Annotated in this window: 23 protein-coding genes; 8 read left to right on the plus strand and 15 right to left on the minus strand. The window is 66.0% G+C overall.

Going from position 1 to position 26,962, the window contains the following annotated elements; all coding sequences use genetic code 11:
* Window positions 1–89: 89 nt before the first annotated feature.
* The 9 genes from V3B48_RS13900 to V3B48_RS13940 form a co-directional block, all read right to left on the minus strand.
* Complete coding sequence (locus V3B48_RS13900) at window positions 90–1,388, minus strand: DUF58 domain-containing protein (protein WP_329893904.1); 1,299 nt, start codon at window positions 1,386–1,388, stop codon at window positions 90–92.
* Window positions 1,385–2,371: a MoxR family ATPase gene (locus V3B48_RS13905; protein WP_005411535.1), complete on the minus strand. Its 987-nt coding sequence runs from the start codon at window positions 2,369–2,371 to the stop codon at window positions 1,385–1,387. Before V3B48_RS13905 ends, V3B48_RS13900 begins: the two co-directional genes overlap by 4 nt.
* On the minus strand, window positions 2,368–3,552 hold the full coding sequence (locus V3B48_RS13910; RefSeq protein WP_329893905.1) for a DUF4350 domain-containing protein: 1,185 nt from the start codon (window positions 3,550–3,552) through the stop codon (window positions 2,368–2,370). The genes V3B48_RS13905 and V3B48_RS13910 overlap by 4 nt, the downstream gene beginning before the upstream one ends.
* On the minus strand, window positions 3,549–5,165 hold the full coding sequence (locus tag V3B48_RS13915; RefSeq protein WP_329893906.1) for a DUF4129 domain-containing protein: 1,617 nt from the start codon (window positions 5,163–5,165) through the stop codon (window positions 3,549–3,551). Before V3B48_RS13915 ends, V3B48_RS13910 begins: the two co-directional genes overlap by 4 nt.
* Window positions 5,155–6,147: a stage II sporulation protein M gene (locus tag V3B48_RS13920; protein ID WP_032129115.1), complete on the minus strand. Its 993-nt coding sequence runs from the start codon at window positions 6,145–6,147 to the stop codon at window positions 5,155–5,157. Before V3B48_RS13920 ends, V3B48_RS13915 begins: the two co-directional genes overlap by 11 nt.
* Window positions 6,144–6,833, minus strand: a complete 690-nt coding sequence (locus tag V3B48_RS13925; RefSeq protein ID WP_049400866.1) for an RDD family protein — start codon at window positions 6,831–6,833, stop codon at window positions 6,144–6,146. The genes V3B48_RS13920 and V3B48_RS13925 overlap by 4 nt, the downstream gene beginning before the upstream one ends.
* A gap of 123 nt (window positions 6,834–6,956) precedes the next feature.
* Complete coding sequence (locus V3B48_RS13930; protein ID WP_032129113.1) at window positions 6,957–7,487, minus strand: gamma carbonic anhydrase family protein; 531 nt, start codon at window positions 7,485–7,487, stop codon at window positions 6,957–6,959.
* A 308-nt stretch (window positions 7,488–7,795) separates the two neighbouring features.
* A complete protein-coding gene (mnmG, locus tag V3B48_RS13935) occupies window positions 7,796–9,685 on the minus strand; it encodes a tRNA uridine-5-carboxymethylaminomethyl(34) synthesis enzyme MnmG (RefSeq protein WP_049400865.1) in 1,890 nt (629 codons plus the stop codon).
* 552 nt (window positions 9,686–10,237) lie between these two features.
* Window positions 10,238–10,723: a hypothetical protein gene (locus V3B48_RS13940; protein ID WP_019337023.1), complete on the minus strand. Its 486-nt coding sequence runs from the start codon at window positions 10,721–10,723 to the stop codon at window positions 10,238–10,240.
* Between the two features lie 159 nt (window positions 10,724–10,882).
* Between V3B48_RS13940 and V3B48_RS13945 the strand changes: the two genes are divergently transcribed.
* Together V3B48_RS13945 and V3B48_RS13950 are read left to right on the plus strand one after the other, a co-directional pair.
* On the plus strand, window positions 10,883–11,845 hold the full coding sequence (locus tag V3B48_RS13945; RefSeq protein WP_329893907.1) for a pyridoxal-phosphate dependent enzyme: 963 nt from the start codon (window positions 10,883–10,885) through the stop codon (window positions 11,843–11,845).
* On the plus strand, window positions 11,830–12,474 hold the full coding sequence (locus tag V3B48_RS13950; RefSeq protein ID WP_329893964.1) for a YdcF family protein: 645 nt from the start codon (window positions 11,830–11,832) through the stop codon (window positions 12,472–12,474). The genes V3B48_RS13945 and V3B48_RS13950 overlap by 16 nt, the downstream gene beginning before the upstream one ends.
* Window positions 12,475–12,730: 256 nt before the next feature.
* On the opposite strand, the gene bioC is transcribed toward V3B48_RS13950, so the two are convergent.
* The 5 genes from bioC to bioB form a co-directional block, all read right to left on the minus strand.
* The gene (bioC, locus tag V3B48_RS13955) at window positions 12,731–13,615 is read right to left on the minus strand and encodes a malonyl-ACP O-methyltransferase BioC (protein ID WP_164080493.1); all 885 of its coding nucleotides are present in this window, start codon (window positions 13,613–13,615) and stop codon (window positions 12,731–12,733) included.
* Window positions 13,616–13,627: 12 nt separating this feature from the next.
* Entirely contained in the window at window positions 13,628–14,407 is a 780-nt protein-coding gene (locus V3B48_RS13960) for an SDR family oxidoreductase (protein ID WP_329893908.1), read from the minus strand.
* Window positions 14,408–14,436: 29 nt separating this feature from the next.
* Window positions 14,437–15,216 carry a pimeloyl-ACP methyl ester esterase BioH gene (gene bioH / locus V3B48_RS13965; RefSeq protein ID WP_329893909.1) on the minus strand — a complete coding sequence of 260 codons (780 nt, stop codon included), beginning with the start codon at window positions 15,214–15,216 and terminating at the stop codon, window positions 14,437–14,439.
* A gap of 17 nt (window positions 15,217–15,233) precedes the next feature.
* Window positions 15,234–16,457, minus strand: coding sequence for an 8-amino-7-oxononanoate synthase (gene bioF, locus V3B48_RS13970; protein WP_329893910.1), 1,224 nt, complete (start codon window positions 16,455–16,457; stop codon window positions 15,234–15,236).
* A 67-nt stretch (window positions 16,458–16,524) separates the two neighbouring features.
* Window positions 16,525–17,568 (minus strand): biotin synthase BioB, encoded by a 1,044-nt coding sequence (gene bioB, locus V3B48_RS13975; protein ID WP_197615676.1) that lies wholly within the window; start codon window positions 17,566–17,568, stop codon window positions 16,525–16,527.
* Between the two features lie 243 nt (window positions 17,569–17,811).
* On the opposite strand from bioB, the gene V3B48_RS13980 reads away from it, so the two are divergent.
* From V3B48_RS13980 to V3B48_RS14005, 6 genes are all read left to right on the plus strand, one after another.
* Entirely contained in the window at window positions 17,812–18,129 is a 318-nt protein-coding gene (locus tag V3B48_RS13980) for a hypothetical protein (RefSeq protein ID WP_049400858.1), read from the plus strand.
* A gap of 142 nt (window positions 18,130–18,271) precedes the next feature.
* Window positions 18,272–19,612, plus strand: coding sequence for a chloride channel protein (locus tag V3B48_RS13985; RefSeq protein WP_329893911.1), 1,341 nt, complete (start codon window positions 18,272–18,274; stop codon window positions 19,610–19,612).
* Between the two features lie 84 nt (window positions 19,613–19,696).
* Window positions 19,697–20,392 (plus strand): ComF family protein, encoded by a 696-nt coding sequence (locus tag V3B48_RS13990; protein ID WP_329893912.1) that lies wholly within the window; start codon window positions 19,697–19,699, stop codon window positions 20,390–20,392.
* A gap of 58 nt (window positions 20,393–20,450) precedes the next feature.
* Window positions 20,451–21,002 carry an HdeD family acid-resistance protein gene (locus tag V3B48_RS13995; RefSeq protein WP_329893913.1) on the plus strand — a complete coding sequence of 184 codons (552 nt, stop codon included), beginning with the start codon at window positions 20,451–20,453 and terminating at the stop codon, window positions 21,000–21,002.
* A 383-nt stretch (window positions 21,003–21,385) separates the two neighbouring features.
* Complete coding sequence (locus tag V3B48_RS14000; RefSeq protein WP_329893914.1) at window positions 21,386–22,018, plus strand: hypothetical protein; 633 nt, start codon at window positions 21,386–21,388, stop codon at window positions 22,016–22,018.
* 2 nt (window positions 22,019–22,020) lie between these two features.
* A complete protein-coding gene (locus V3B48_RS14005; protein WP_329893915.1) occupies window positions 22,021–22,923 on the plus strand; it encodes an MBL fold metallo-hydrolase in 903 nt (300 codons plus the stop codon).
* A gap of 222 nt (window positions 22,924–23,145) precedes the next feature.
* Here the strand turns inward: V3B48_RS14005 and V3B48_RS14010 are convergent, their stop codons facing one another.
* Window positions 23,146–26,913 carry a CHAT domain-containing protein gene (locus V3B48_RS14010; protein WP_329893916.1) on the minus strand — a complete coding sequence of 1,256 codons (3,768 nt, stop codon included), beginning with the start codon at window positions 26,911–26,913 and terminating at the stop codon, window positions 23,146–23,148.
* Window positions 26,914–26,962 lie beyond the last annotated feature (49 nt).

A 26,962-nucleotide genomic window follows, 5' to 3' on the forward strand; every position in this document is an offset into this window, starting at 1 on the left:
CTACCAGAGCGATGCGTTGGTTGTTTCAGGGGTAGTGCCGGCCGCTGGCCGGCAACCGTTGTTGGCCCCCACCAGAGCGATCGCTGGTATCAGAGCAGCCCTTCGCGCTTCACCGCCAGGTAGCGTTCCACCAGCGCACCGGGCAGGGCATCGGCGGTTACGTCCAGCACCATCACCTTCTCGCTGCGCAGCGCCTCATGCGCCTTCGCGCGCTGCTGCAGGTACAGCGCCGCTGCACCGGCCTGGGTGGCGTCTTCCAGTGTCTGCACTTCGCTGTCCAGCACGCCGTCCAGCTCACGCTCGCGCAGGCTGGCCACGCATACCAGGTGGCGCTGCTGCAGCAGGCGCACCGCCGCCAGCAGGTCTTCGATGTCTTCGTCGCGCACATTGCTGACCAGCATCACCAGCGCACGCCGGCGCTGGCGCAGCGACACTTCGGTGGCGGCGGCCAGGTAGTCGGTGGCCACCGCGCGTGGCTGCAGGTCGTAGCTGGCGCGCAGCAGGTGCTCGACGGTGCCCATGCCGCGCTGCGGCGCCACCCAACGGCGCTCGCCACCGGTGGCGAACAGGCCGGCGGCGTCGCCCTGGCGCAGCGCCAGGTAGGCAACCACCAGCGAGGCGTTCAAGGCATGGTCGAAGTGCGAGAGCCCGCCTTCGCTGGCCAGCATGCGCCGACCGCTGTCGAGCATCAGCAGCAGCTGCTGGTTCTTCTCGTCCTGGTATTCGCGCGAGATCAGCTTGCGCGCACGCGCGGTGGCCTTCCAGTCGAGCTGGCGCAGGCTGTCGCCGATGCGGTACTCGCGCATCTGGTGGAAGTCGGTGCCTTCGCCGCGGCGGCGCTTCACGTGTGCACCGACCAGCCGCGAGGCCTGGTCGGCACTGAACAGGGCAAAGCGGGTGAGCGGCACGAAGTTCGGATAGACCCGCACGTCCAGTGCGGGCGGCAGCGTGCGTTGCTGCCACCACAGCCGCCACGGCGAACGCATGCGCAGGTGCACGCCTTCGAAGCGGAAATGCCCACGCTGCAGCGGCTGCAAGTGGTAGTGCAGGGTGGAAGCACTGCCGGCCTGCAGGCGCACGCGCTGCGGCAGCGCTTCCAGCGGCCAGCCACCGGGCACCAGGTCGAACACCTGCACCGTCATCGGTGCGTCCGCCTGCAGCCGCAGTGCAGCCTCGCGGCGCACGCCCAGTGCCAGCGCTTCGGGCAGTTCGCGCTGCACCTGCGGCGACGGACGCCGCCACTGGCGCCATAGATCCACCAGCGCCGGCACGGCAATCGCCAGCGCCGCCAGCGCCCAGCTCCAGCGCGGCAGCAGACCGCCCAGCACCAGACCGCCCTGGGCAGCCCAGGCCAGCAGCAGTGCCAGCAGCAGCGGGGCCGGCCTCATCGGCGCGGCGCTTCCACCTTGGCCAGCAGCGCGCCCAGCACGTCGTCGGCGTCCTGGCCTTCGATCTGCAGTTCCGGGGCCAGCGCGATGCGGTGGCGCAGCGCCGGGCGTGCGATGTCGCGCACATCATCCGGAGTGACGAAATCACGACCGGCCAGCACCGCCTGCGCGCGCGAGGCACGCACCAGTGCGATGCTGCCACGCGGGCCAGCGCCGACCGCGATACCCGGCCACTGCCTTGTGGCCGCCACAATCCGCACCGCGTAGTCGATCACTTCGTCGTCGACGGTGATCGCCGCAGTAGCGCGCTGCAGTTCCAGCAGCTCACCAGCACCGAGCACGCGTGGCACCTGGCTCAGGTCGAAATCGCTGGCGGCGCGGCCGCTGGTGATCGCGGTCACCATGCGCTTCTCGTCCTCCAGCTGCGGGTAGTCGATCAGCACCTTCAGCAGGAAGCGGTCCAGCTGTGCTTCCGGCAGCGGGTAGGTGCCTTCCTGCTCCAGCGGGTTCTGCGTGGCCAGCGCCATGAACGGCGGCGCCAGGGTGAAGGCCTTGCCTTCGATGGTCACCTGGCCTTCCTGCATCACTTCCAGCAGCGCCGACTGGGTCTTGGCGGGTGCACGGTTGATCTCGTCGGCCAGCAGCAGGTTGGTGAACACCGGGCCGCGGCGGATCTTGAAGCTCTCGCTCTTCGGGTCGTACACCGCGTGGCCACTGACGTCGCTGGGCATCAGGTCGGGGGTGAACTGTACACGCCCGTAATCCAGCTCCAGGGCCTGTGCCAGTGCGCGCACCAGCAGGGTCTTGCCCAGCCCGGGCACGCCCTCGATCAGCACGTGACCACCGGCAAGCAGCGCCACCAGGATCTGGTCCAGCACATCGGCCTGGCCGATGAAGGCGTGGCCGACGGCATCGCGGATGGCATCGACGCGTTCGATCAGGCGGGCGTTGGCGGCCGCCGGCAGCTCGGGGACTTCGGTCATAGCAGGGATCTCATCTGGAGCAGCAAGCGGATGCGCTCGCGCAGGGCGGAGGAATCGTGCGGCGGTGGGGGCGTGAGTGCGCTGGCGACGCGGCCCTGCGGCCACTTCAGCAGCTCGGCGATGGCCTGATCGCGCGGCGCACCATCCAATGCGGCGGCAATCGGTGCGCGCAGGCGCAGGCGGTGCAGGAACAGGGCGAGCACGGCCTCGTACAGGCGTATGTCGTGACCGAAGCGCAGCAGCAGTTCGCCACTGGCACGCACGTGCTCCAGCAGTGAACGACGTTCCAGCACCGGCGACGGCAGCAGGCTGCCGAAGCGCTGCGAACGGCCCCACAGCCAGCCCAGCAGGGCCAGCAGCAACGGCACCCACAACGGCCAGCCCTGATAGAACATGCGCGACCACAGCGACGGCGGGCGGCTGGCATAGACCAGCCAGACCGCACCCTTGCCATAGTTCGGATCGAGCAGGTAGCGGGTCAGGTCGCGATGCGACGCGTCGTGCAGGCCGTCGCTGGCCCCGCCACCTGCCGACGCCAGGCGCGCTGCCGGTGAGTCCACTTCGCTGCGCATGAACTCCATGTCGGCCAGCACGCTCACTCTGCCCTGGCCGTGGCGCAGGCGCGCGAACACCAGGTCGCGATCAGTGCCCCAGCGGCGTTCGGCCTGCGCACTGGCGGCAAAGCCCAGGGTGAAGCGGCGGCCACCACAGAATTCGACGTGGCCCGGATCGTCGTCGACATGGAACGGCTGGCAGTCGCTGCGCTGGAACAGGCTGTCCACGCCCAGCCGGTCCAGCAGGGGGCCCTGTGTGCTGCCGGCATCGTCCTCGGCCGGCGGCGGTGTACGTACCAGCAGGTGACCACCCCCGTCGACCCAGTCCAGCAGTGCGCTGGCGACGGGCGGCGGCAGTTCGCTGCTGTCCTGCAGCAGCACCACCGTGTCGTGGCGCCCCAGCGTCATCTGCTGCAACTCCAGCCGCGGTCGCGAATGCACGTCGATGCCATCGGCGCGCAGGGCCTGGCCGAGCACGTACAGCGGGTTGTAGGCGGCCTCGCCCTGTGGCGGCAGCCGGATCGTCTCGGTCACCCGTTCGTGCGTGCGCAGGTAGAGGATGGTCAGCGGCACACCGAGCAGCACCAGCAAGCCCAGCAGCAGCGACCAGAACAGGCGCGGACTCATGCCTGCCATCCGTACTGCTGGCGCAGGGTATCGGCCAATGCATCGAAATCGGCGCGGCTGGGCAGGCGGCCACCGTAGGCGGCGTACTGCCACATGCGCACGATGCGCGCGAACAGGTCACGGTCGCTGGCCTGGGGCATGCGTCGCGATGCGCGCAGGCATTGCGCTTCGGTGGCACCGGGTGGAAGCGCGATACCGCTGCGCTCGCCCACCGTGCGCACGCTGGCGCGGTACAGCAGGGCCAGCGCCTGCCGCGGCCGGCCCTGGTCCCAGAGCAGGCCGGCCTGGGTGGCCACGTCCGGCGGCAGCACCACCGGCAACTCCACCTGCTCCTCCAGCACCTTCGGTGCAGCGTCGGCCTTGCGCCGGCCACTGCCACGCAGCCACGGCAGCCACAGCCGCGCGGTCAGCAGCAGCACCAGCAGCAGGATGCCGAGCAGGCCCCAAAGGCCCCATTCGGCCAGCCGTGCCAGCCAGGCGATGCCGTCCTTGCGCGCTTTGCGTTCACCTTTGCTGTTGGTCTCACGCTGCAGCTGCTTGTCTTCCTTCTTTTTTTCCTCGGCCTGCTCGATCGGCTTCCAGCGGGTGACCTGGCGGGTCGGGCGCTGCAGCGGGTCTCCATAGGCGCGGTTCACTGCCTGACGGAAACCGGCGGTGTCCACCGGCGCTGTACCGAAGATCATTGCCGGCGTATTGGCGGGGTCGTTGGCCGCGGTGGCCGGTTCTTCCGCACTGTCTTCGTCCTCTTCGGCATCGCCGGCCTGCTCCGCGACCGTCTGCGCGTCCTGCGCATGCACCGGTGCGGACACCAGCGGCAGTGCCAGCCACAGCAGCAGCGCCAGCGTCGATGCTGCCGGCAGCAGCCGCTCGCGCAGGCGGCGCAGGGCGATTTCGACGTCCCAGGCTTCCATCTGCGTTCGACGGTTCAGGTACAGGCCAAAGCCCGCACCGACGAAGAACGGGCCGATCAGCACCGAGGCCAGCCAGCACGCCAGGTTGAAGCCCAGCCGTGCCCATGCCGGCGTGTCCTTGCCAATCATGTCCCACGCCGCACGCCACGATTCGGACATCAGCTCCAGTGGCATGAACATGAACACCGCACCGATCGCGCCGGATACCAACACGGCTTCGAACGCCAGGCAGGTCACCGTCAGTACCAGTGCCGCGCCCACTGCGCCGGCTGCCACCGCACGACGGCGTGGGCCGCGCTGGCCCGGTGTGTTGCCTTCCAGCAGGTTCACCGGCAGGCACAGGCTGCGCAGCACGCTGAAGCGGCGCCAGCCCAGGTAGCCCCAGAAACCGGTGTTGCCCCAGTGGCGCTGCGCGCGCAGCGCGGCCAGCGTGCCGACCGGCTCACCGAAAATGCCGCGCGACAGCACGTACAGCGGCGCGCGTTCGAACAGCGGCTTGCACCACCACATCGCTAGCCAGGCCCAGCCGAAGGCATCCAGCCACCAGCCCAGCGCGTTGAAGATCACGAACAGCGGTGCACTGGCCAGCAGCCAGCTGCCCCACAGCGCACGCGCGTGACGGCGGGACAGGGCGGTGCCCAGCTCCATCGCTTCCCAGCCACTGCGGGCGCGCAGCGCCACGTCCAGGCGGTCAATGCGCATGGCCGCCTCCACGTCCGCCGCGCCACAGCCACAGCAGCACGCCGGCCCACAACACACCGGCCACGCTGAACTTGCCCCACGCCGGTACTTCGGCAAGCGAGGACCAGAAGGCTTCGATGAAGGCGGCCACCAGCAGCATGAAGGCGACGCCGAGGCACAGCCGTGCGCCGATGCGGCCGCCTTCGACCAGTGCATCCAGGCGGCTGCGCCGACCCGGTGCCAGCAGCTTCATGCCCAGCTGCAGACCGGCACCGCCGGCGATCACGATCGCGGTCAGCTCGAAGGCACCGTGGCCGACCACGAAGCGCCAGAACGGGTCGCCATGGCCGATGTGCTGCAGGTGACCGGCCACCGAACCGATGATCACGCCGTTGAACAACAGCACCAGCAGCGTGCCCAGCCCAGCCAGCAGCCCGCTGGCGAAGGTGCGCAGGGCGATGCTGATGTTGTTCATGATGTAGTGGCCGAACATCATCCAGTCGGTGCCGCTGTCACGCCCCAGGCGCTCGGCGGCGGGATCGTACATGCGCTCCATCTCGGCGATCTGGCGGTTGTCCATCAGCATGTGGATCAGGTCCGGATAGACCTGCACCAGCACGAAGCAGGCCACCGCCGGCAGCGCGAACATCGCCAGCGCCACCCACATGCTGCGCGCCTGGCTGCGCACCAGCAGCGGGAAATCGGCCACCAGGAACTCCAGGGCACCCCGCCAGCGCGTCGGCGGCGTGCGGTACAGCACGCTGTGGCCCTGCTGCATGAGCTGCTGCAGGCGCTGCACCAGCTGCGGGCTGTAGCCGCGTTCGCGGGCCAGCGCCAGTTGCTGGCACAGCCGCCGGTAGCGCTGCGGGAAGGTGGTGTCGTCCAGTGCCAGGCCGCTGGCCTTGCGGCGCGTGCGGCGTGAGGCACCAGCACGCAGCAGCAGCCACTGCTCCAGGTCCTGCCATTCCTGCTGGTAGCGGGCGACGAACTGTTCCTGCTTCATCGCCGCCCCAGCAGCCAGTTGGCCATCGCATACAGGCGCAGCACCCCGACCTGGCCATGGGTGCCGGTCAGTGGCTCGGCAATACCGGCCAGCTCCTGCTGGCGCGCCGCCGACAACCGTGGCGCGCGCTCGGCGAAGGCCATCAACGCAGCCTGTTCCTCTGGTCGCAGCGGCTGCGGCGGGGCCAGCACGCTGTCGATGGTCGGCGGCGGTGGCAGGTACAGCGCGGGTGCGTGCACCACCACGGTGCCCGCCACCAGATCGCCAAGGCGGCGGCCATGCGGATCGAACAGGCTGCTGATCAGGCCCAGCGCATAGCCGAACGGCAGCATGTCCACCGTGCGCAGCAGGTTGCGGGTGATCGCCGCCATCCAGCCTACCGGCGCGCCATCGCGGGACAGCACGCGCAGCCCCAGCGCACGCTTGCCCAGCGTGCGCCCCCACAACGCTTCGCAGACGATCGGGTAGGCCCAGTAGACCAGGAACATCAGCACCAGGTAGAGGCCGGAGCCGAACTTGTCCAGCAGCGCCAGCGGAATGGACACCAGCACCAGTGCCGCGATGCGCACGCCAAGATCGACCAGCCAGGCCATCGCCCGCGGTACCGGGCCGGCGGCAGGCAACTGCAGCGGCACACCCTCCGGCGTCACCACCTCGCGGTAGGTATCGAGCATCGGTGCGGCCATCAGCGCGATGGCCTTCGTTGTGGGCGCCGGAGTCCTCTCCGGCGGGCAGCCACAGGCATGGGGGTCTCGACAGGTCCTGGTCGGGCCAAGACTTTAGCAGAGCCGCATGGCAGCGTCGGGGGCTCAGCCCCGGTATTCGTCCTTCAGCCGCACGTAGTGGTCGGCCGAGTAATGCAGCGCCTCGATCTCCTTGTCACTGAGCGTGCGTGCCGGTCGTGCAGGGTTGCCGACCCACAGCTCGCCTTCGCCCACCACCTTGCCGGGGCCGATCACCGCACCGGCGCCGACGAAGCCATGGCGCTCCACGCGGGCGCCATCGAGGATGCAGGCGCCCATGCCGATCAGGCTGTAATCGCCGATCGTGCAGGCATGGATGATGCAGCCGTGGCCAACGGTCACGCCTTCGCCGATCAGGGTCGGGTAGCCGGCCTTGTTGTACGGGCTGTGGTGGCTGACGTGGATGATGGTGCCGTCCTGCACGTTCGTGCGTGCACCGATACGCACATGGTTGACGTCGCCGCGGATGACCGTGCCCGGCCACACCGACACGTCATCGGCCAGCTCCACGTCGCCGATGATGGTGCAGGCCGGATCGATGTACACGCGTTCGCCGAGGACGGGCATCTTGTCGCGGAAGGGGCGCAGCGGGTTCATCGAAGTCTCCGGAAATCAGGGCGTTCACGACGATGATACCTGCGTGGTCTGCACGCCGCGCGCGCACCGCAGGGTAGTGGCGGGGGGGGGGGGGGCCCCCGCACCGGGAGGAGGGGGGTGTGGGGGGGGGGGGGCGCGCGGGGCCCCACCCGGCGGGGGGTGGGGGGGGGGGGGGGGGGCCCCCCCCCCCCCCCCCCACTACCCGCTACGGTTCGTAGCTGTAGCCGATGCTGTATGCGGAACAGCGGATCGCGCGCAGCATTGCAGTAGATCCACGCCATGCGTGGATGGCATCTATCGCGCTCGTGTTACGCCACGCGTCCCCGGCGTGCGCGCTCCAGGTGCACCAGCAGCAGCGAGATCGCTGCCGGGGTCATGCCCGGAATGCGCTGTGCCTGGCCGATGGTCTGCGGGCGTACGCGCTCCAGCTTCTGCAGCGCTTCGGCCGACAGCCCGCGCACGGTCGCGTAATCGAAGGCTTCAGCGATCGGCGTGGCTTCGTGCCGCTGCTGGCGCTCGATCTCCTCGCGCTGGCGGTCAAGGTAGCCGGCGTACTTCACGCCGATCTCCACCTGCTCGGCGACCTTGCCATCGGCCACCGCTGGGCCCAGCGAGGGCACCTGCATCAGCTTGGCGTAATCCAGCTCGGGGCGCTTGATCAGGTCCAGCACGTTGGTCTCGCGACTGACCGCCACGCCCAGCGTCTCGTTCACTTCGCGGCCCAGTGCATTGGCCGGGGTTGCCCACAGCGCACCCAGGCGTGCGCGCTCGGCAGCGACGGCGGCCTGCTTGGTCTCGAACGCGCTCCAGCGGCGATCATCCACCAGGCCCATTTCGCGGCCGGTCGGGGTCAGGCGCTGGTCGGCATTGTCCTCGCGCAGCTGCAGGCGGTACTCGGCGCGGCTGGTGAACATGCGGTACGGCTCGTTGGTGCCGTGGGTGATCAGGTCATCCACCAGCACGCCCAGGTAGGCCTCGTCGCGACGCGGGCACCAGCCGTCCAGCCCGCGCACCTGGCGTGCGGCGTTGAGGCCGGCCAGCAGGCCCTGCGCGGCGGCTTCTTCATAGCCGGTGGTGCCGTTGATCTGGCCGGCGAAGAACAGGCCGTTGACCAGCTTGGTCTCCAGCGAGGCCTTCAGCCCGCGCGGGTCGAAGAAGTCGTACTCGATCGCGTAGCCGGGGCGGGTGATGTGTGCGTTCTCGAAACCACGGATGCTGCGCACCATCTCCAGCTGCACGTCGAACGGCAGCGAGGTGGAGATGCCGTTGGGGTAGATCTCGACGATGCCCAGGCCTTCGGGTTCGACGAAGATCTGGTGGCTGGCCTTCTCGGCGAAGCGCACCACCTTGTCCTCGATGGACGGGCAGTAGCGCGGGCCGATGCCTTCGATCTGGCCGCTGTACAGCGGCGAGCGGTGCAGCGCGTCGCGGATGATCTGGTGGGTCTGCTCGGTGGTGTGGGTGATCCAGCAGCTGACCTGCTGCGGATGCTCGTCCACCGAGCCGAGGAAGGACATCACCGGCCGCGGCGAATCGCCGGGCTGCTCGTCCATCACGCTGTAGTCCAGCGAGCGGCCATCGATGCGCGGCGGCGTGCCGGTCTTCAGGCGGTCCACCTGGAACGGGCGCTCGCGCAGCCGCGCGGCCAGCGTGGTGGCCGGCGGGTCGCCCATGCGGCCGGCGGCGTACTGGGTCGGGCCGACATGGATCTTGCCGGCCAGGAAGGTGCCGGCGGTCAGCACCACGGCCTCGGCATCGAAGCGCAGCCCGGTCTGGGTGATGACCCCGCGCACGGCGTCGCCTTCGATGACCAGGTCGTCCACGGCGGCCTGGAACACGGTCAGGTTGGCCTGGCCTTCGACGATGGCGCGGATCGCCATGCGGTACAAGTTGCGGTCGGCCTGGCAGCGGGTGGCACGCACGGCCGGACCCTTGGAGGCGTTGAGCGTGCGCCACTGGATGCCGGCGCGGTCGGCGGCATGCGCCATCGCACCGCCCAGCGCGTCGATTTCCTTGACCAGGTGGCCCTTGCCGATGCCGCCGATGGCCGGGTTGCAGCTCATCGCGCCCACCGTTTCGATGTTGTGGGTCAGCAGCAGGGTGCGCACGCCGGTGCGGGCCGCGGCCAGCGCGGCTTCGGTGCCGGCGTGGCCACCGCCGATGACGATGACGTCGTAACGATGGAAGGACGGGTTCATGGGGGGCTGTTCAGCTGGGGGCGGGCGCGGACCGGGGGGGCGGCGCCGGGGTGGCGATTTTAGCGCCATTCGGGGCCGGGACGTCGCCGCCGGCCGGCCAGCGCCGAAATCAGCCCTAAAGTTGGCAGGATTTTTGCAGATAACCCAATAGCACCCACCGTGGCTGGCGCCGTAGGCGCCCGTGACCGGAATTGGAACAGGGGCCGGTACAGGCGCACGGTGGGGGAGCAGAGGGCCGGCAGTCGGGGGACTGTCCGGCCCTGTTTTTTTGCGGCTGTCGGGAAGGCGCCATCCACGCATGGCGTGGAGCTACTGACGCTGGGGCCCTCGGCGGTTGGCGACCCAACAAAACAAACGGCCCCGCATTGCGGGGCCGTCTGTTTTCAGAGGTGCCGACATCCGACAGGGCCGGAACAGGGGGGATCCAGATGTTCCTGTCGGATATCGACGTAGAGCTTTTTGCGGCGGCCCGTGTCGTTTTTGTCACTTTGTGACGCGGGCCGTCACTGTCCGCGTAGATTGCGGCTTAGACCGTGTGAAATGCAAGACGGTTCAGCGCTCAACTGTGCGCTGCGTCGCACGATCCATGTTGCGCCAGGGGGAACCGTTCATCCTCGGCGCACTCGGTGCCGGTGCCGGACGGGCCTGCGGCGGGGGCGCCGACGGCTGGGCGTTCGATTGCGGCGGGCGGCGCATGGAGTCCATGTTCCGCCACGGCGAACCCCCGTTGTACGACGGACGCGACGGCGGCGGCGGACGGTGCTCGCCGCCATTGCCCGGACGCGGCGGCGGGCGGTGGTTGTGCGGCGGACGGTAGATCGGGCGCGAGTAATACGGGTTGCCGTAGCCGCCGTAGTAGCCGCCATAGCCACCGTAGTAGGGGCCGTAGTTGTAGGGGTAGCCGGCCGGGTAGCGGTATTCCACCGACGGCGCACCGTGGTAGTAGCTGCCGCTGCGGCCGCCGCCGACATAGTCGTAGGTGGTGCAGCCGGTCAGGGCCAGCAACAGGCCACCGGCAAGCATCAGGCGCATTTTCATGGTGGGTCCCCCCAGAGGACGGGTGTGCAGTCAGCTTCGGGCGCCAGCGTTGAATCGGCCCTTAATTCCGCCGGCCAGGATGAATGGAGGCGTAGGGCTGCATGCTGGCATGACCTGTGTCCCGGTCGCCAGCGCGGGGGCATACGTTAATCTTGCGTCATGAGCGATTCACTGTTGCCCCGCGCCGACGACGTCCTGCTTGCTGCCGCGAGGATCGCCCCGCATGCCAGCGTGACCCCGGTGCTGCGCTCGCACACGCTCGATGCGCTCGCCGGGGCACGGCTGGCGTTCAAGGCCGAGCACCTGCAGCGTGGTGGTGCGTTCAAGTTCCGCGGTGCCTGCAACGCGGTGTGGTCGCTGGAGTCTGATTCCGCCAGTGCCGGCGTGGTCACCCACTCCTCTGGCAATCACGGCGCCGCCCTGGCGCTGGCCGCACGTACCCGGGGCATTCCCTGTCACGTGGTGGTGCCGGAAGGTGCGGTGGCGGCCAAGCTGGCCAATATTGCGCGCCATGGCGCCACGCTCTGGCACTGCCCGCCGACCATTGCCGACCGTGAGGCCACCTGCGCCAAGGTGCAGGCCGACACCGGCGCGACCCTGGTGCATCCCTATACGAATCCGGCGGTGATGGCCGGGCAGGGCACCGCCGCCCTGGAACTGCTGCACAGCGACGGCCCGTTCGACGTGCTGGTGGTGCCGGTGGGCGGCGGCGGCCTCGCCAGCGGCACTGCGCTGGCGCTGCAGCTCGCCAGCCCGCAGACCCGTCTGGTGCTGGCCGAGCCGGCCGGTGCCGACGATACCGCGCGCTCGCTGGCCGCTGGCGAGCGCCAGGACGCGTTCACCCCGGACACGATCTGCGATGGCCTGCGTACCCTGATCGGCGCGCCCAATTTCGAATTGCTGCGCGCGGCCGGTGCCGAGGTGATCGTGGTCGATGACGCGGCGACGATGGCCGCGATGCGCCTGCTGTGGGAGGTGCTCAAGCAGGTGGTCGAGCCGTCCTCGGCCACCGTGCTGGCTGCGGTGCTGGCGCAGCCGCAACGTTTCGCCGGACTGCGCGTGGGCCTGGTGCTGTCCGGTGGCAACGTCGACCTGCCAGCGCTGCGCTGGGGTGCGCCGTGAGCCGCGACCGGCAGCGGCCTCGCACCGGCCTGCTGGGCTGGCTGTGGCGGCTGTTTGTCCTGCTGGTGATCTGGCTGCTGGGCGTGACTGCCTGGATCGTCTGGGTCGGCGAGCGTGACCAGGCCGCCAAGGCCGACGCCATCATCGTGCTGGGTGCGGCCGCCTATGACGCCAAACCGTCACCGGTGTTCGAAGAGCGTATCCGGCATGGGCTGGACCTGTACGAGGCCCAGTACGCGCCGCTGCTGATCTTCACCGGCGGCTACGGTGGCACCGGTGCGCGTTTTTCCGAATCGCAGGTGGCGCGGCGTTATGCGCTGAAACATGGCGTGCCGGACGATGCGATCCTGATCGAAACCGCCTCGCGCAATACCGTGCAGAACCTGGTTGAAGCCAAGCGGCTGATGGACCAGCGCGACCTGCACCGGGTGATCATCGTCAGCGATCCGCTGCACATGGCGCGCGCGCTGCGCCTGAGCAAGGCGCTGGGCATCGATGCGCTGGCCTCGTCCACGCCCAGCACGCGCTTCCGCAGCTTCCACACCAGCTGGCGCTTCCTGGTGCAGGAAATCTATTTCTTCCACCGCGACCTGGTGCGCCCGCCGCTGAGTTCGCCGGCCAATACCTGAGGGTGCCGCTGCGCTCTCTGGGCATGGCCCGGCGCTACCCGGTTCACGTGCCGGCCCATACCCGCCTTTGGTAGGTGCCGACCTTGGTCGGCACACTGCTGGCGGCACCGCGATCTGATGGGGTGTGCCAACCAAGGTTGGCACCTACCAGAGCGATTCGCGTGCGGTGTGGAATGCGTTAGTGCCGGCCGCTGGCCGGCAGATGCCCAGCATGGAATCATGAAGTTGCCGGCCAGCGGCCGGCACTACCGGACGATCAGCTCTGCTTGCGCCGGATCGGAATTGCCGACACCGGCACCGAGGCCACGTCATGCCCGCCTTCGCGGATCGGTGCGCCCGGGTCCGGTGCCCAGGCGTGCGCATAGATCACTTCCCAGCTGCTGGGCAGCTTGCCGTCGGCACGGCGCATCGGTTCATACGCCGCTGCCGCAGCGGCGAAACGGCCACGCCCGGTCAGCGTGTGGCGACGGTCGACGCGGGCATTGGTCGCGCCCATTGCACGCAGTTCGCGCATCAGTGACGGCAGATCGTCGTAGGTCAGGGTGAACAGGTCGCGGTCCAGCACCGGGTCGCGGAAGCCGGCCATCATCAGCGCATCGCCGAACTGGGCGATCTGCGCGAAGCGGCTCACGTGCGGGCGGTCATCGGCGGCGGCGAATGCCTCGTTGAGTTCGATCAGGGTTTCCGGGCCGAAGGTGGAACACACCAGCAGGCCACCTGGCTTGAGAACACGACGGAACCCGGCGAACACCGCCGGCAGGTCGTCCACCCACTGCAGGCACAGGTTGCTGAAGATCACGTCCACGCTGTTGTCGGCCAGCGGCAGCGCGGCGGCGTCACCGCACAGGCGCTGGAACGGCTTCCACCAGCCGGCCTGGCGCTTGGCCTGGTCCAGCATCGGCAGCGCCACGTCCAGCGCAATCACCTGCGCCTTCGGCCAGCGCTTCTTCATCAGCGCGCTGGCGTGTCCGGTACCGGCACCGATGTCCAGCACCACCTCGGGCTTGCGTGCCTCCAGGTAGTCCAGCGATTCGATCAGCCGCGACTGCACCTCGCGCTGCAGGGCGGCGGCGGCGTCATAGCTGTTGGCGGCGCGGGCGAACGCGCGGCGGACATGGCGGGCATCGAAGTGGGACGGCATTGCGAAAGTCTCTTAGAACGTACCGGGGTAGGCGCCGCCATCGATCAGCAGGTTCTGCCCGGTGAGGTAACCGGCCTGTGCGCTGCAAAGGAACGCGCAGGCGGCGCCGAATTCATCCGGCGTGCCGAAGCGGCCGGCGGGGATCTGCTGGCGGCGGCGTTCGGCCACTTCGCCAGCATCGCCGTCCTTGCCGGCACTGTGGGCGAAGTTGGCGCGCAGGCGGTCGGTGTCGAACTGGCCGGGCAGCAGGTTGTTGATGGTGACGTTGTGGGCCACGGTGCGGCGCGACAGGCCGGCGACGAAGCCGGTCAGGCCACTGCGCGCGCCGTTGGACAGCGCCAGGATATCGATCGGGGCTTTCACCGCCGACGAGGTGATGTTGACGATGCGGCCGAAGCGGCGCTCGATCATCGCGTCGACGGTGGCGCGGATCAGCGCGATCGGCGCCAGCATGTTGGCGTCCAGCGCGGCAATCCAGTCGTCACGCTCGAAATTGCGGAAATCACCGGGCGGCGGGCCACCGGCGTTGTTGACCAGGATGTCCACCTGCGGGCATGTGGCCAGCGCCGCGACGCGGCCGGCTTCGGTGGTGACGTCGGCGGCGATCGCGCGCACCTCGGCGGCACCGGCCAGCGCGCGCAGCTCTTCAGCGGCGGCCTGCAGGGCGGCTTCACCGCGGGCCACGATCACCACGTTGACGCCTTCACGCACCAGCGCACGCGCGCAGCCCAGGCCCAGCCCCTTGCTTGCGCCGCAGACCAGTGCCCAGCGGCCATTGATACCCAGATCCATGCGTCAATCCTGCGGAATTCGGAAGGCGCTCATTGTCCGCCATCGGCCGGTGACAGGCCGGCAACGAAGTGTTGCAGGGCGGCGGCGACCTCGTCGGCATGGCCGAGGAAGGGCGCATGGCCGCCGTGGGCGATGGTCAGCGCCTGCCCGCCCGGGGCCAGTGCCGCGGCGGCCTGCATCGCCGCCGGAGATACCAGCCGGTCGCGTTGGCCGGCGATCCACAGGCTGGGCCTGCCCAGCGTCGGCAGCGCGCCGCGCAGGTCGGTGCTTTCCAGCAGGCGCAGGCCCTCCAGCAGCGCACGTTCGGTGGGCGCACCGCGCTCGACCAGGCGCTGGCGCAGCGTGCGCAGCTCCTCGCGGGCGTGCGCCGAGCCCATCACGTCCAGCGCCAGGAAGCGTTCCAGCGTGCCGCCGAAGTCGCTGGCCAGCTCGCGCCCGAACTGCTCGAACACGGCCGGTTCCACCGCGTCCGGCCAGTCTTCGCCACGCACGAAGCGCGGCGTGGCCGCGATCATCGCCAGCCCGCGCACCTTTGGCAGCGTCGCGGCAGCATGCAGCGCGAAGAGGCCGCCCAGCGACCAGCCGCACCACACCGCCGGCGGCGTGGCCGCAGCAATGGCATTGACCACGAACGGCAGGCGCAGCGGCGTGGTGTCCTCGCGGCTGTGGCCATGGCCGGGCAGGTCTACCAGGTGCAGGGTGAACTGGTCCGCCAGGCGCTGCACCAGTGGTGCGAACACACCGCCCTGCAGGGCCCAGCCGTGGATCAGAACCAGGTCCGGCCCACGGCCGGTCACTTCAATATGCATGGGGAACTACACGGAACTCAGGCAAAAGCGGGCAGCGGCGGTGGCGCGGCTTCACGCACGGCCAGGGTCACGCGATCGCGCGCGCTGGCGATGGCCTCCACCAGGCCACGCACCTGTTCCGGCGTATGCAGCGCGGACAGCGTCACGCGCAAGCGTGCCTTGCCTTCCGGCACCGTCGGTGGGCGGATTGCGCCGACCAGCCAGCCGGCCTGTTCCAGCGTCGTGGACATCGCAACGGCGGTATGGTCATCGCCGCACAGCAGCGGCTGGATCGGCGTTTCCGAAGCCATCAGGTCCAGCCCATGGCGACGCGCTTCGCTGCGGAACAGCGCGATCAGGTCGGTCAGCTTGGTGCGGCGCCAGTGGTCGCGACGCGCCAGGCGCACTGCTTCAAGCGCCGCAGCGGCCATCGCCGGTGGCACGGCGGTGGTGTAGATGTACGGGCGCGCGGTTTCGGCCAGATGCTCGATCAGGTCGTCACGGCCCAGCACCAGTGCACCGGACCCGCCCAATGCCTTGCCCAGCGTGACCAGTTGCAGCGGTACGTCGTCCACGCCCAGCCCGGCGGCGGCCACGGCACCACGGCCATCACCGACCACGCCCACGCCGTGCGCGTCATCGACGTAGAACAGCGCCTGCTGCAGGCGTGCCACAAGCGACAAAGCGCGCAGCGGTGCGATGTCGCCATCCATGCTGAAGACACCATCGGTGGCCAGCATCGCCGCGCCATCGGGCGTGTGCTTGAGCTGACGCATCGCGCCTTCCGCATCCAGATGTGGATAGCGGCGCAGGCGTGCACCGGCCAACCGTGTCGCATCGAGCAGGCTGGCGTGGTTGAGCTTGTCCTGTACGCAGACATCGTTCTCTTCGCTCAGCAATGCCTGCTGCACCGCCAGGTTGGCGGCGAAGCCACTGCCGAACAGCAGCGCACGCGGATAGCCCAGCCACTCGGCTACTTCGCGTTCCAGCGCTTCGTGCAGGGCGTGGTGGCCGCAGACCAGGTGCGAGGCACCGGCGCCAGCGCCTTCGCGTGCGGCGGCGTCCTGCAACGCGTTGACCACGCTGAACTGCTGGGCCAGGCCCAGGTAGTCGTTGCTGCAGAAGCCGGTCAGCCACTGGCCGTCCACTTCCAGGCGTACGCCATCACGACGGGTGACCGTGCGTCGAGGGCGGCGACGGCCTTGGGCATCGCGCAGGGCGCGTTGGGCGTGGAGGCGGGCAGTCAGGTCGGGGCGGGCCATGGTGGCTGAATGCGACGACGGGGCGGCTAGGGTAGCGCGTTGCCGCGACGCCTGCTTGCGGCCCGTCTCAGGCCGCGTGAGCGCAGCCACAGCCGGGTGCATCGGCGCTGATATCGGCGTGCACGGTGCCGCCGTGGTCGTGGCCCTCGGCATCCACCTGCACCGCCATCGGTTGCAGGCCCAGGCGTGCGAACAAGGCCAGGTCGCGTTCGCTTTCCGGGTTGCCCGTGGTCAGCAGCTTGTCGCCATAGAAGATCGAATTGGCACCGGCCAGGAAGCACAGCGCCTGCAGTTCGTCGCTCATCGCCTCGCGCCCGGCGGACAACCGCACCATCGAGCGCGGCATGGCGATGCGCGCCACCGCGATCATGCGCACGAACTCGAACGGATCCAGCTCGGCACTGCCATGCAGCGGCGTGCCCGCCACCTGCACCAGCTTGTTGATCGGCACCGAATCGGGATGTGCCGGCAGCGTGGCCAGCGCCAGCAGCAGGCCGACGCGCTGCGCGCGCGTCTCGCCCATGCCGACGATGCCGCCGCAGCAGGTCTTCAGACCGGCATCGCGCACGTGCTCCAACGTGTCCAGGCGGTCCTGGTACTGGCGCGTGTGGATGATCGAATCGTAGTAGTCCGGCGCGGTGTCGAGGTTGTGGTTGTAGTAGTCCAGGCCGGCGTCCTTCAGCGCACGTGCCTGTTCGCCACTGAGCATGCCCAGCGTGGCACAGGTCTCCAGGCCCAGTGCCTTCACCCCGGCGATCATTGCCGCCACCTTCGGAATGTCGCGGTCCTTCGGCGAACGCCACGCGGCACCCATGCAGAAGCGCGAGGCACCGGCGGCCTTGGCCTGGCGTGCCTTGGCCAGCACCGCATCGGTCTCCATCAGCTTCTGCGCGTTCACCCCGGTGCTGTAGCGCTGCGCCTGCGGGCAGTACGCGCAGTCTTCCGGGCAGCCGCCGGTCTTCACCGACAGCAACGTGGAGACCTGCACCTGCGATGGGTCGAAGTGCTCGCGGTGGACCGCTGCGGCGCGGAACAGCAGCTCGGGGAACGGCAGATCGAACAGCGCCTGCAGTTCGTCGTGTTGCCAGTCGTGGCGGATGGCAGCAGCCATGGCGGGACCTTGGGTACGAGTGGAGCGAGGGCGGCAGTGTGGGTGGGGGCGTTCAGGCTGTCAACTGAAATGTATTGAAAATTGTTTACGGTGCGGTGGTGACCCGCTTCACCGACTAGCCGGTGACGCAACAACAGGCCGGCACGTGCTGCCGGGACACGCGTTGAAGCTGATCCGGAAAGAGGCGGTGCGCGGGGCCCTGGAGATACACTCAGGCGTGCACATTCAATCGGGCGCGTTGCAATGGACCCTCTCGACAGCTGGTTGCCCATCACCCGCGAAGAACTGGAAGCCCTGATCGCGCGGCAATTGCAGGACTGCTCACCGGGGCATCGAGCCATCTTCGAGTCTCTGCGTGTGCCATTGCGCGCAATGCCACTGCACAGGCTGCGTACCATCGAGTCGGTGTGGGTGGTCGCACATCTACCTGACGGGTTGCTGTACTACGAGGACGTCGAGGAAGGGTTCGAGGTGGGGGCGCCCGGCGAGGATGGTGTACTGCCGGACCGGGGTTGTTCCCAGCTTGCGCTGACCCACGTTCTCCATCGATTGGCGATCTGAACATCGGGCGTGGCAGATCGTTGCATCTGTCCGGGTTTCGGGTGCGTTTCCGGCAGTACCAGTGCATTTCACCGCATCCTGCAAGGCCTTCAGCCACAGTAGCCGCTGTCCGTCTTCCTCCGCAGCATCCAGACTGCCCCCCATGACCGATCTCCATCGCCTCCGCGGCCGCATCACCGCGCTGGTTCTCAGCGAGGCCTGGCGTCGCCGTGCCGCGCTCTGGGGCGGCGCTGTGGCCGTGGCGCTGGTGGCCATCCTGTTCGCCAAGGCCAGTGACGCGGCCTTCCATCTGTTCCAGCACATCACCTCGCACTCGCCGTGGTGGGCCCTGCTGCTGACGCCGGGCGTCTTCGCGCTGCTGGCCTGGCTCACTTCCGGTGTGCTGAAACCCACGCGGGGCAGCGGTATTCCGCAGGTCATCGCTGCGTTGGACAAGCCCGATGAGCCGTTCCGGAAGGTCAATCTTTCGCCTGCGGTCTCGGCGGGCAAGCTGCTGCTGACCTCGTTGTCGCTGCTTGGCGGCGCGTCGGTCGGGCGCGAGGGCCCGACGGTGCATGTGGGCGCCAGCCTGATGTACCTGTTCGGCCGCTGGTTCGGCTTCAAGGACCCGCGCGAGCTCTCGCACTTCCTGCTGGCCGGTGGTGCTGCCGGCATTGCGGCGGCGTTCAACACACCGCTGGCGGGTATCGTCTTCGCCATCGAAGAGCTCAGCGGCCGCTTCGAACATCGTTTCTCAGGCACCTTGCTGACCGCGGTGATCGTCGGCGGCGTGGTATCGCTCGGACTGCTGGGCAACTACACCTACTTCGGTCATGTGAGCGCGCGGCTGCCGCTCGGCCAGGGCTGGCTGGCGATCCTGCTGTGCGGTGTAGTGGCCGGGTTGCTGGGTGGATTGTTCGCGCGCGCGGTGCTGGCCAGTGCGGCGGGCCACCCGCGTTGGTTGGGCCAGCTGCGGCAGCGGCATCCCGTGCTGCTGGCTGCAGGCTGCGGCCTGGTGGTGGTGGCGCTGGCGTTGACGTTCGGCGAAGGCGCGTTCGGCACCGGCTACGAGCAGGCGCGCAGTCTGGTGCAGGGGCAGGCGATGGTCGGTCACGAGTTCGGGTTGATGAAGCTGCTGGCGAATCTGGCGTCCTACGTGGCGGGCATCCCCGGTGGCCTGTTCTCGCCGGCGCTGGCGGTCGGTGCCGGCCTTGGGCACAACCTCGCGGTGCTGATGCCGGGTGTGGATCCGCGTGCGTTCGTGCTGTTGGGCATGTGCGCCTATCTGACCGGCGTCACCCAGGCGCCACTGACCTCGGCGGTGATCTCGCTGGAGCTGACCGACAGTGGTGATCTGCTGCTGCCGATCCTGGCCACGGTGCTGATCGCGCGCGGCGTGTCTGGGTTGGTGTGCCGCGTGCCGATCTATCGTGGTCTGGCGGAGGTGTTGATGATGCCCGCCGTGGCGCCGTCGGATGCCGGGGATCGCGAACGCGCGCCCTGAAGGGCGCGCGGTAACAGATAGCGCTGACACTGCAGCACGCGGTCCGCTGATGGTGAAGCTGACGCAGCGATGGAAGGCTGGCGCATGCGCATCAACTTCCTGCACGCGGCAAGCACTGTCCCTCACGCGCTGCTTCGCGTTCTGCTGCCATTGCGTTGCCTGGTCTGCAACGGCCCCGGCCACGATGGGCTGGATCTGTGCGCCGCGTGCTATGCGGAACTTCCGTGGTCGGGCCGCGCCTGCCTGCGCTGCGCATTGCCGCTGCCCGACAACGCCCTGATCGTCTGCGGCAGCTGCCGCGAGGAAGCGCCACCGCAGGCCGCTACCCATGCCAGCCTGCTGTACCTGCCGCCGGTCGACCAGCTGCTGGTGCGCTACAAGTTCCATCAGGATCTCGCCGCCGGTCGCCTGCTGGCGCAGTTGATGCAGCGCGCACCGCCGCCGTGGTCATGCCTACCGCTGGTGCCGGTACCGCTGCACCGGCGCCGCCTGCGCCAGCGCGGCTACAACCAGGCGGCAGAACTGTGCCGCCTGCTGCCGATGCCGGTCTGGCAGGGGCTGTACCGGCGGCGGCATACCGCGCCGCAGTCTGAGCGTACGGCCGAACAGCGCAGGGAAAACCTGTTCGATGCGTTCGATGTACGTGGTCCGGTGCCGCCGCGACTGACCGTGGTGGACGATGTGATGACCACCGGCAGCACGGTGATGGAGGTTGCGGAGACGCTGCGGTGGGTGGGAGCGGACGAGGTGCGGGTATGGGTCTGCGCGCGGGCGCCGTGATCGCCCTCTTCATCACCAGGGGCTAGGATGAGCCCGGTTCCGGATCGAAGGAGTGGCCATGAATTCCCCCTTGTCTCCCCTGTTGTCGGCGGTTGGGCGCAGCTGGTGGATCCTGCTGCTGTACGGGCTCGTCGCACTGGGTTTCGGCATCGTTGCCATCGGCTGGCCGTTGTCCGCAGCGATGGCGCTGGCGTGGACACTGGGCGTGATGGCCATCGTTGAAGGTGTCATCAGCCTGTTCGCACTGGTCAGCGGCGGCAGCGGTGCCTCGCGTGGCTGGCTGGCGCTGTATGCCATCGCCTCGCTGGGTTTCGGCATCCTGGCGGTGATCAATCCGCTGGTCACCGCCAGCGTGCTGGTGCTGTTCCTGGCAGCGTGGCTGCTGGTGGCCGGCATCTATCGCATCGTGTTCGCGATCCGCGTGCGCAAGCAGATCCAGGGTGAGTGGCTGCTGATCTTCAGTGGCGTGCTGGCGGTGGTGCTGGGCCTGCTGTTCGCGGCCAACCCGTATGCAGGCGTTGCGGTGACCACGCTGTGGATCGGCATCGGCAGCCTGCTGTACGGGCTGTTGCAGGTGCTGGTGGCGTTCAAGCTGCGGAAGCTGAAGTGAGGGCTGCGCTTCCCCTGTTGCTGGGCATGGCGTTGACCCTGACCGGATGCATGCCGGGCGCTACACCCGGTGCGTTGGCAGGTAAGGATCATGCGCCACGCCCCGGTACGCACGCCCACAATTCTTGTCGCTGGCGACAGAAATTCATCACGGGGATAACAAATATTGTCGCGGGCCTCTCGCAGGTCATTGATTTAAAAGGGCGACGCGCTCCGCGCTATTGAGGCGACAAACATTCATGTCTCATCAGCGCCCATTGCTACACCCTGCCCGGCGCCCGTCGTGCATTGGTCGCTCCACGCCCCGAATGTGACGCTGTCGCATATCATCGGCAACATTGGCTAGGGGTCGACTAGCCGCTCATCTGGAAAAGGAAAGTTCCAATGACAGCTAAGAAGGGCAACCTCTCGTGGCTAAGTGCATTCATCGCCTTTGATGTAGCGATTCTCTGTGCGGTCCTAGCCCCTCAACTCCGACTTATTGCCACCGAGCCTGAGGTTGTAGCCCGAGCAGCCAGTTCGCTTCTTGCGCCCCCGGCCCTGCTGCTTCTGTCTTCATTGATTCCAGGCCACGTAAAGGCCTCCCTCGTTTTCTGGAGAGGCAAGTTCGCACTGCCAGGGCACAGAGCGTTCAGCCACCACGCGCATAGAGATCCACGTATCGACACGGCCAAGCTCAATGCTCGCGTATCGCCTTATCCGATTGACGAGTTGGAGCAGAACTCGACCTGGTACCGGATCTACCGCGCGCATCGCGATGATGCTGCCGTTCTAGATGCCAATCGTCGCTTCCTTCTGTTCCGCGACCTAGCTGTTGTTTCGATACTCATGGCCATCTTGCTCCCCGTTGGCCTGTGGGCGATGGGGCTAGGCCTCGCAGTCACTCCAACTCTTGTCGTCTTCCTCGCACAGTACGCGCTGTCTGCAGTCGCAGCCTCGCAAGCAGGCGTTCGGCTTGTCACAACCGTCTTGGCGATAGAAAGCACCGCAGAACCCAATCCAAAGCAAGGAGGCTAACGATGTCCGTTGTGAAGAGTTACTCAGTCGGCAATGGCGACATGTTCTACATTAGTCACAATAGCGATAACTTCACCATTATCGACTGCGACCTTAACGCTGAGAACGCTCCAGAAATACTGGACGACCTTCGCATCGCCAGAGCAGAGAAGGGAATTCACAGATTCATCTGTACTCACCCCGACGAAGATCACTTTGGTGGAATTGAACGCCTCGATGACGCGTTCCCTATACAGAATTTCTACGTCGTAAAGAATCAGGCGATCAAGGACAACGAAACCACTTCATTCACGCGCTATTGCGCCCTGCGCGATGGCCCCAAAGCCTATTACATCAAGAAGGACTGCACGCGAAAGTGGATGAATATTTCCGACACGGAACGAGGATCGTCCGGAATTAGCGTTTTATGGCCCGATGTGGAAAACGATCACTTTAAATTAGCACTAGCAGATTGTGACGCCGGCTATTCATACAACAACACATCCGCAGTCATTCGCTATGAAATCGAGGGTGGCGCCAGCTTCCTCTGGCTAGGCGATCTTCATACTGACTTCATGGAAAGTATCACCGACAGCATCAACCTGACCAAGACAACGATCGTGTTCGCCGCACACCACGGAAGGCACTCGGGGAAAATCCCAAATTCATGGCTACAGAAGCTTGACCCGCAGATCATTGTTATTGGCGAAGCACCATCTCGCCACTTGAACTACTACACCGGCTACAGAAAGATTACCCAAAATAGAGCGGGAGATATCACCTTCGACTGCGTTGGCGAACTCATCCATATCTACACTTCCAACCCCGACTACGAAGGCGACGACCTACCTTTGTTGGACCTTGGTCAGGACGGCCCCCCCAACTACCTAGGCACTCTGGAGGTTGAGTTTGAGTACACGCTCTAGAGGCACGGATCGAGCCTCTAGAGCGTAAGAGGTTGACACAGGGAACAAGCTACTGTGTCGGCCACCGGGGAGAAGAGAGGAAATTTTCCTGAGGGGGGCCCACGAGCTAGGCGCCGCTCGCAATTCGGCGTCGCACAAGGCAGACGAGAACCCCTAGAGCTACCTAGGTATAGATGCGCACAGATCTGCGGGGCACCACACCGCAGATCCGTGCACCTACTTCTATTGCGCGGGCAGCTTTGTCAGCATCACATCTCCATAGGCGGTCATCGCCATGGAGTACTGCGGTACGTACCCGAACTTCGCGTCGACCTGTGCATTCGCGATGAATGTAGCGTCCAATACTGTCTTGCCTTGTTCCCACTCAGCCATGAACGTTTCCAGCCAATATCCGGAAATAATGGGCGTGACTGGCCATGGCGAGGCGATAACAACTCGCGAGCCGGCAAGTAATAGGAGTTTGGGGAGGCCGATTGCGGTATTTGCATGCGGGTGCCTGTCTACTCGTCCCCCGCTGCAAATGAAGAGGATAACCAGCTCGGTTCCCGCCAGTGCTTGTGTCAATACACGCGGGGAGATCACCAACTCCCTCTCATCGCTTACGCGATGCAGAAATCGACCATCAACCCCCACGCTGCCATGTGCCGCGATCACCGCGATCTGTGCGTTGGCAAGGCTCTGGGGCAGCTTGCCCCCTGTATCCACGTCAAATCCATGCCCCTGGAACGCCTCGTCGGTACGCTGAATCACTGCCGCCAAGGCACTGTTATCGACTGTTTCACCCGGGTCAGATATCCACGCCACACGTCGGCTACGAGTTATCCGCGGCCTGGTGCGCGCAGAGTGCAGCCAGGTCAGCGAGGGAACATATCCAACCGCATGGTGTTGGCCGAAGAAGCTGTCGTGCTTCGTCATAAGGTTGAGCGGGATTTGAAGGAGCGCTGGCTCACCCACTACTACGAGTCTGGGCAACTCCGGCAGCGGCATCTCCACAAGCCCCATGGAAACGAAGAACTCGTTATTACCCTCCTCACGTTGAATCTCCCCATACCTAAGCGGATACTTCTCGCTCCACGTGGAGAGTTCCTCGCCAAACGAGCCTGCCGTGCGGGTGACACGCTGCACCACATCACCCTGCTCAGTTGACGTCAGCATCGTCAACTCATTGTCGATGTCCAAGCCCATCATTATCGCCGCACCGGTCGCAGGCCGGATCTCATGCAAGTAGCGCAAAGGCCAATTCATGTCCATAAGGCGTTCGCTAGCACTGCAATCCAGCTCTCGATCCGCCAACAACTCTATAGCTGTCGCTGCGTGTTCCGCAGACAAGGCTGGCGCGGAAAGAATCCGCCTAGCGGCAAGCTCCGCAGCTAGAAGGTCCCCCGGCGCATCGTCCGCATGTCGGGCCACTTCGATCCGATTGTGCAGGCGCACAGCATCCTCGATGGTTGGGTGAGCAGCCGAGATGGCCTCCAAGTAGGCCCGATCTTCAGCTGTCACCTGCGCCATTGCCGCTATTTTGATATCGTGAACCTGCGAAGAGATCACGCCGCCGGCTCTCTCTAATAGACCCATAGACTGAACCAACAACGCAAGCGCAGGGATCTGTTCATCGCTGGAATCCCTGACCGATAGCCAGTGCTCTGCCGCTTCCGCGACCACTTGCTCCAGCACGCCCAGGTTCAGCTCAGACTTATCCATCAGCCGCACTCCCAACTCTAGTGATCGCATTCGCGCACGGCCTGCAGGGTTGTCGGCGACAATTTCCTGCAGGCGTTTGAGCGGCTCCAGAAGCTTTCGGGCGAAACCGAAGCGGCCCACGTCACGCAGGCAGCGGAAGAGCGTGTAGGTCTCCCACCAAAGTGTCGACGCCTCGACGGGTACATCAATGGCGAATGCCGATGACAAGCCAATTAGTGCATCCTCAGGATGCCGAGAACGCTGATACAAGTCTGCATAGGCACCCCACGCCGATCGAATTCTGGTTTTGGATGAACCAGGAAGCTCAAGAATCTGCTCAGCCAAGTCACGACTACGCTGAACCTTGCCATCCATCGCGAGTCGGCTGGCCACCAGTCGGAACATATGAATGTCACTAATGGTGTCTGGCACTTCCTTAGCAAGCATCGCGCCCACGTACGCCAATCGCTCCACACCTTCGGATTTTTCAGGCTCCCAGTCTTCGACCAAGTAGTCCACCGCGTTAGACGTCACCTCCAGCAAAGCACCGGCATCGCCGGCGATGACTTCGCTAGGGAGCTTCGCACTGCTCGCGTCAAAGACGCCCACGCGATCCATCCATTGAAAAGCACGAGTCATGAAGTCTTGGAATTGCTCAGGAGACGCGGGCTCCACCTCGGATCGAATCGCGATCACAGTAACTGCTCTGGAGGCCATGTCCACCGTTTGCCTCACCAGCAGATCGAGCCCTCTATTGCCGCTAGCTTCAACGCTGAACAGCCCACGGAAGTTTTCCCGTAGCTCAGGATCATCTGGATATGTCGCGACGTAGTCGCGCAATCTATGAAACGACTGATCGTAGAATTCGGCCTCATGTGCCTCAGTTCTCTCAAGCAGCACGCGCCTAAGTGCTGCAATCAGCATCCAATTGGTCCGCCGCGCGTATCTACCCTCCACAGAGGTTCGCATCGCCAGCGCAATGGCTTGGCTCGCCTCGTGGAGAGTGAGCAATCGGTTGGCCCCGCAAAGCCTCGCAAGATCGCGCTGCTCAGTCGGCCAAGGTTCGCTCACCTCGACCAGCGCCTCGACTCCGTCGGCAGAGACTTCGCCCAGCAGGGTAGCGATATGATCGAAGTAACCTGTCAGCGAAACGTTGGCGATGACACTACCGACGCGGTCACCAGAAACCTCGCGGCTCCACCGAAGCAACAACCCAATCCGGTACTCTTCGAGATAGTCACTAGCCGGATACAAGCTACGAAGGCGCTCGTAAGCAAGAACCTCCAACTCACTATCGTCCAACCAAACACACGATCCCAAAGCGCGGCTGAGATAGGATTCTTGGACCACTTCGTCTATCCCGAGGCGTATCAGCGTCTTCGCCGAGTCGACATCGCCCCCCTCTTGTGCCATCCACCCGAACCGCAATGCGTTCTCGGCCGCAACCTCGATGCCACTGCGGAGCAGGTCCCGAATTTCGCTAGCCGCACGCTCTCGTTCCTTGCCGCGATAGAGCAGCTGAATCCTTAGCTCTCGTTTCTCTTCCTCTTTGAGATCAGATTCATCTATCTGTGCCAGCACTTCCTCGACACGCCCTAACTGTGCCAAGCCCACCCAACCCTGCATTCTTTCAGCGACAAAATTTAAACGCCGCACCTCCTCTTCGCTTCCCAAAGTTGCTACATCCAGACTGCAGATGGCATCAATAGCTGCCTTGTTGGCATCACGAATCACAGGCCGGCCCGGGATGCTGAACATGATCACGCTTCCATTGTTTCGCGCGTGCTCAATACAGTCGGGAAGCCATGCGGTCACCTGAGGAACCCAAACATCCTCTGCAAGCAGTGCGGTTGCCCGACCATACGACACACCGCCGACTGCTCTGGCATCCCTGTAGATCTCCGCCATCGGTACCAGAATGAAATCAGCACTAGAGCATTCAACCTGGGCAATCGCCGAAGCGGCGTCCACGTTTTCGCAGCGCCTGATCATCACACGCTCTTTGATTAGGCCAGCGTCCTCAGCCGATGGAAATGATCCCTGCAAATCACTAGCGCCCTGTAGGACGAGTGCGATGATTTCTTCATCGGTTCTCCCCCAGGCTGCTACAGGCGGTGCAATCAGAGCAACGCGATCAAATGCGGGCTTGCCGTTTTGCAATCGACACATGAGTATAAGTGCAACCGTCCTGCCGACTGCTGGATCAGTATCCACGCCGATCAAAAGAGTTGCGAGCGCTGCGCTTTGCCCGTAAATTTCAGTTGGATCAAATCCCAGGATGTGCGAAGCGGAACCTTTACCGGACGCCATTTTTGATTTTCCTTTCCTTAGGTAGTAACAACGTCACTCACGTTCGGGG

The organism is Stenotrophomonas sp. SMYL20 (assembly GCF_036320045.1).
GTDB lineage: Bacteria > Pseudomonadota > Gammaproteobacteria > Xanthomonadales > Xanthomonadaceae > Stenotrophomonas > Stenotrophomonas maltophilia_A.

Bases quoted from the DNA above. Each gene is read 5' to 3' on its own strand.
- bioH (WP_329893909.1), bottom strand. From the start codon at position 15,216: ATGCATATTGAAGTGACCGGCCGTGGGCCGGACCTGGTTCTGATCCAC.
- V3B48_RS13945 (WP_329893907.1), top strand. From the start codon at position 10,883: ATGAGCGATTCACTGTTGCCCCGCGCCGACGACGTCCTGCTTGCTGCC.
- V3B48_RS13910 (WP_329893905.1), bottom strand. From the start codon at position 3,552: ATGAGTCCGCGCCTGTTCTGGTCGCTGCTGCTGGGCTTGCTGGTGCTG.
- V3B48_RS13940 (WP_019337023.1), bottom strand. From the start codon at position 10,723: ATGAAAATGCGCCTGATGCTTGCCGGTGGCCTGTTGCTGGCCCTGACC.
- V3B48_RS13990 (WP_329893912.1), top strand. From the start codon at position 19,697: ATGCGCATCAACTTCCTGCACGCGGCAAGCACTGTCCCTCACGCGCTG.
- V3B48_RS13980 (WP_049400858.1), top strand. From the start codon at position 17,812: ATGGACCCTCTCGACAGCTGGTTGCCCATCACCCGCGAAGAACTGGAA.
- mnmG (WP_049400865.1), bottom strand. From the start codon at position 9,685: ATGAACCCGTCCTTCCATCGTTACGACGTCATCGTCATCGGCGGTGGC.
- V3B48_RS14005 (WP_329893915.1), top strand. From the start codon at position 22,021: ATGTCCGTTGTGAAGAGTTACTCAGTCGGCAATGGCGACATGTTCTAC.
- V3B48_RS13925 (WP_049400866.1), bottom strand. From the start codon at position 6,833: ATGGCCGCACCGATGCTCGATACCTACCGCGAGGTGGTGACGCCGGAG.
- V3B48_RS13920 (WP_032129115.1), bottom strand. From the start codon at position 6,147: ATGAAGCAGGAACAGTTCGTCGCCCGCTACCAGCAGGAATGGCAGGAC.
- V3B48_RS13905 (WP_005411535.1), bottom strand. From the start codon at position 2,371: ATGACCGAAGTCCCCGAGCTGCCGGCGGCCGCCAACGCCCGCCTGATC.
- V3B48_RS13995 (WP_329893913.1), top strand. From the start codon at position 20,451: ATGAATTCCCCCTTGTCTCCCCTGTTGTCGGCGGTTGGGCGCAGCTGG.
- bioF (WP_329893910.1), bottom strand. From the start codon at position 16,457: ATGGCCCGCCCCGACCTGACTGCCCGCCTCCACGCCCAACGCGCCCTG.
- V3B48_RS13930 (WP_032129113.1), bottom strand. From the start codon at position 7,487: ATGAACCCGCTGCGCCCCTTCCGCGACAAGATGCCCGTCCTCGGCGAA.
- V3B48_RS13915 (WP_329893906.1), bottom strand. From the start codon at position 5,165: ATGCGCATTGACCGCCTGGACGTGGCGCTGCGCGCCCGCAGTGGCTGG.
- V3B48_RS13985 (WP_329893911.1), top strand. From the start codon at position 18,272: ATGACCGATCTCCATCGCCTCCGCGGCCGCATCACCGCGCTGGTTCTC.
- V3B48_RS13900 (WP_329893904.1), bottom strand. From the start codon at position 1,388: ATGAGGCCGGCCCCGCTGCTGCTGGCACTGCTGCTGGCCTGGGCTGCC.
- V3B48_RS13960 (WP_329893908.1), bottom strand. From the start codon at position 14,407: ATGGATCTGGGTATCAATGGCCGCTGGGCACTGGTCTGCGGCGCAAGC.
- bioC (WP_164080493.1), bottom strand. From the start codon at position 13,615: ATGCCGTCCCACTTCGATGCCCGCCATGTCCGCCGCGCGTTCGCCCGC.
- V3B48_RS14010 (WP_329893916.1), bottom strand. From the start codon at position 26,913: ATGGCGTCCGGTAAAGGTTCCGCTTCGCACATCCTGGGATTTGATCCA.
- bioB (WP_197615676.1), bottom strand. From the start codon at position 17,568: ATGGCTGCTGCCATCCGCCACGACTGGCAACACGACGAACTGCAGGCG.
- V3B48_RS14000 (WP_329893914.1), top strand. From the start codon at position 21,386: ATGACAGCTAAGAAGGGCAACCTCTCGTGGCTAAGTGCATTCATCGCC.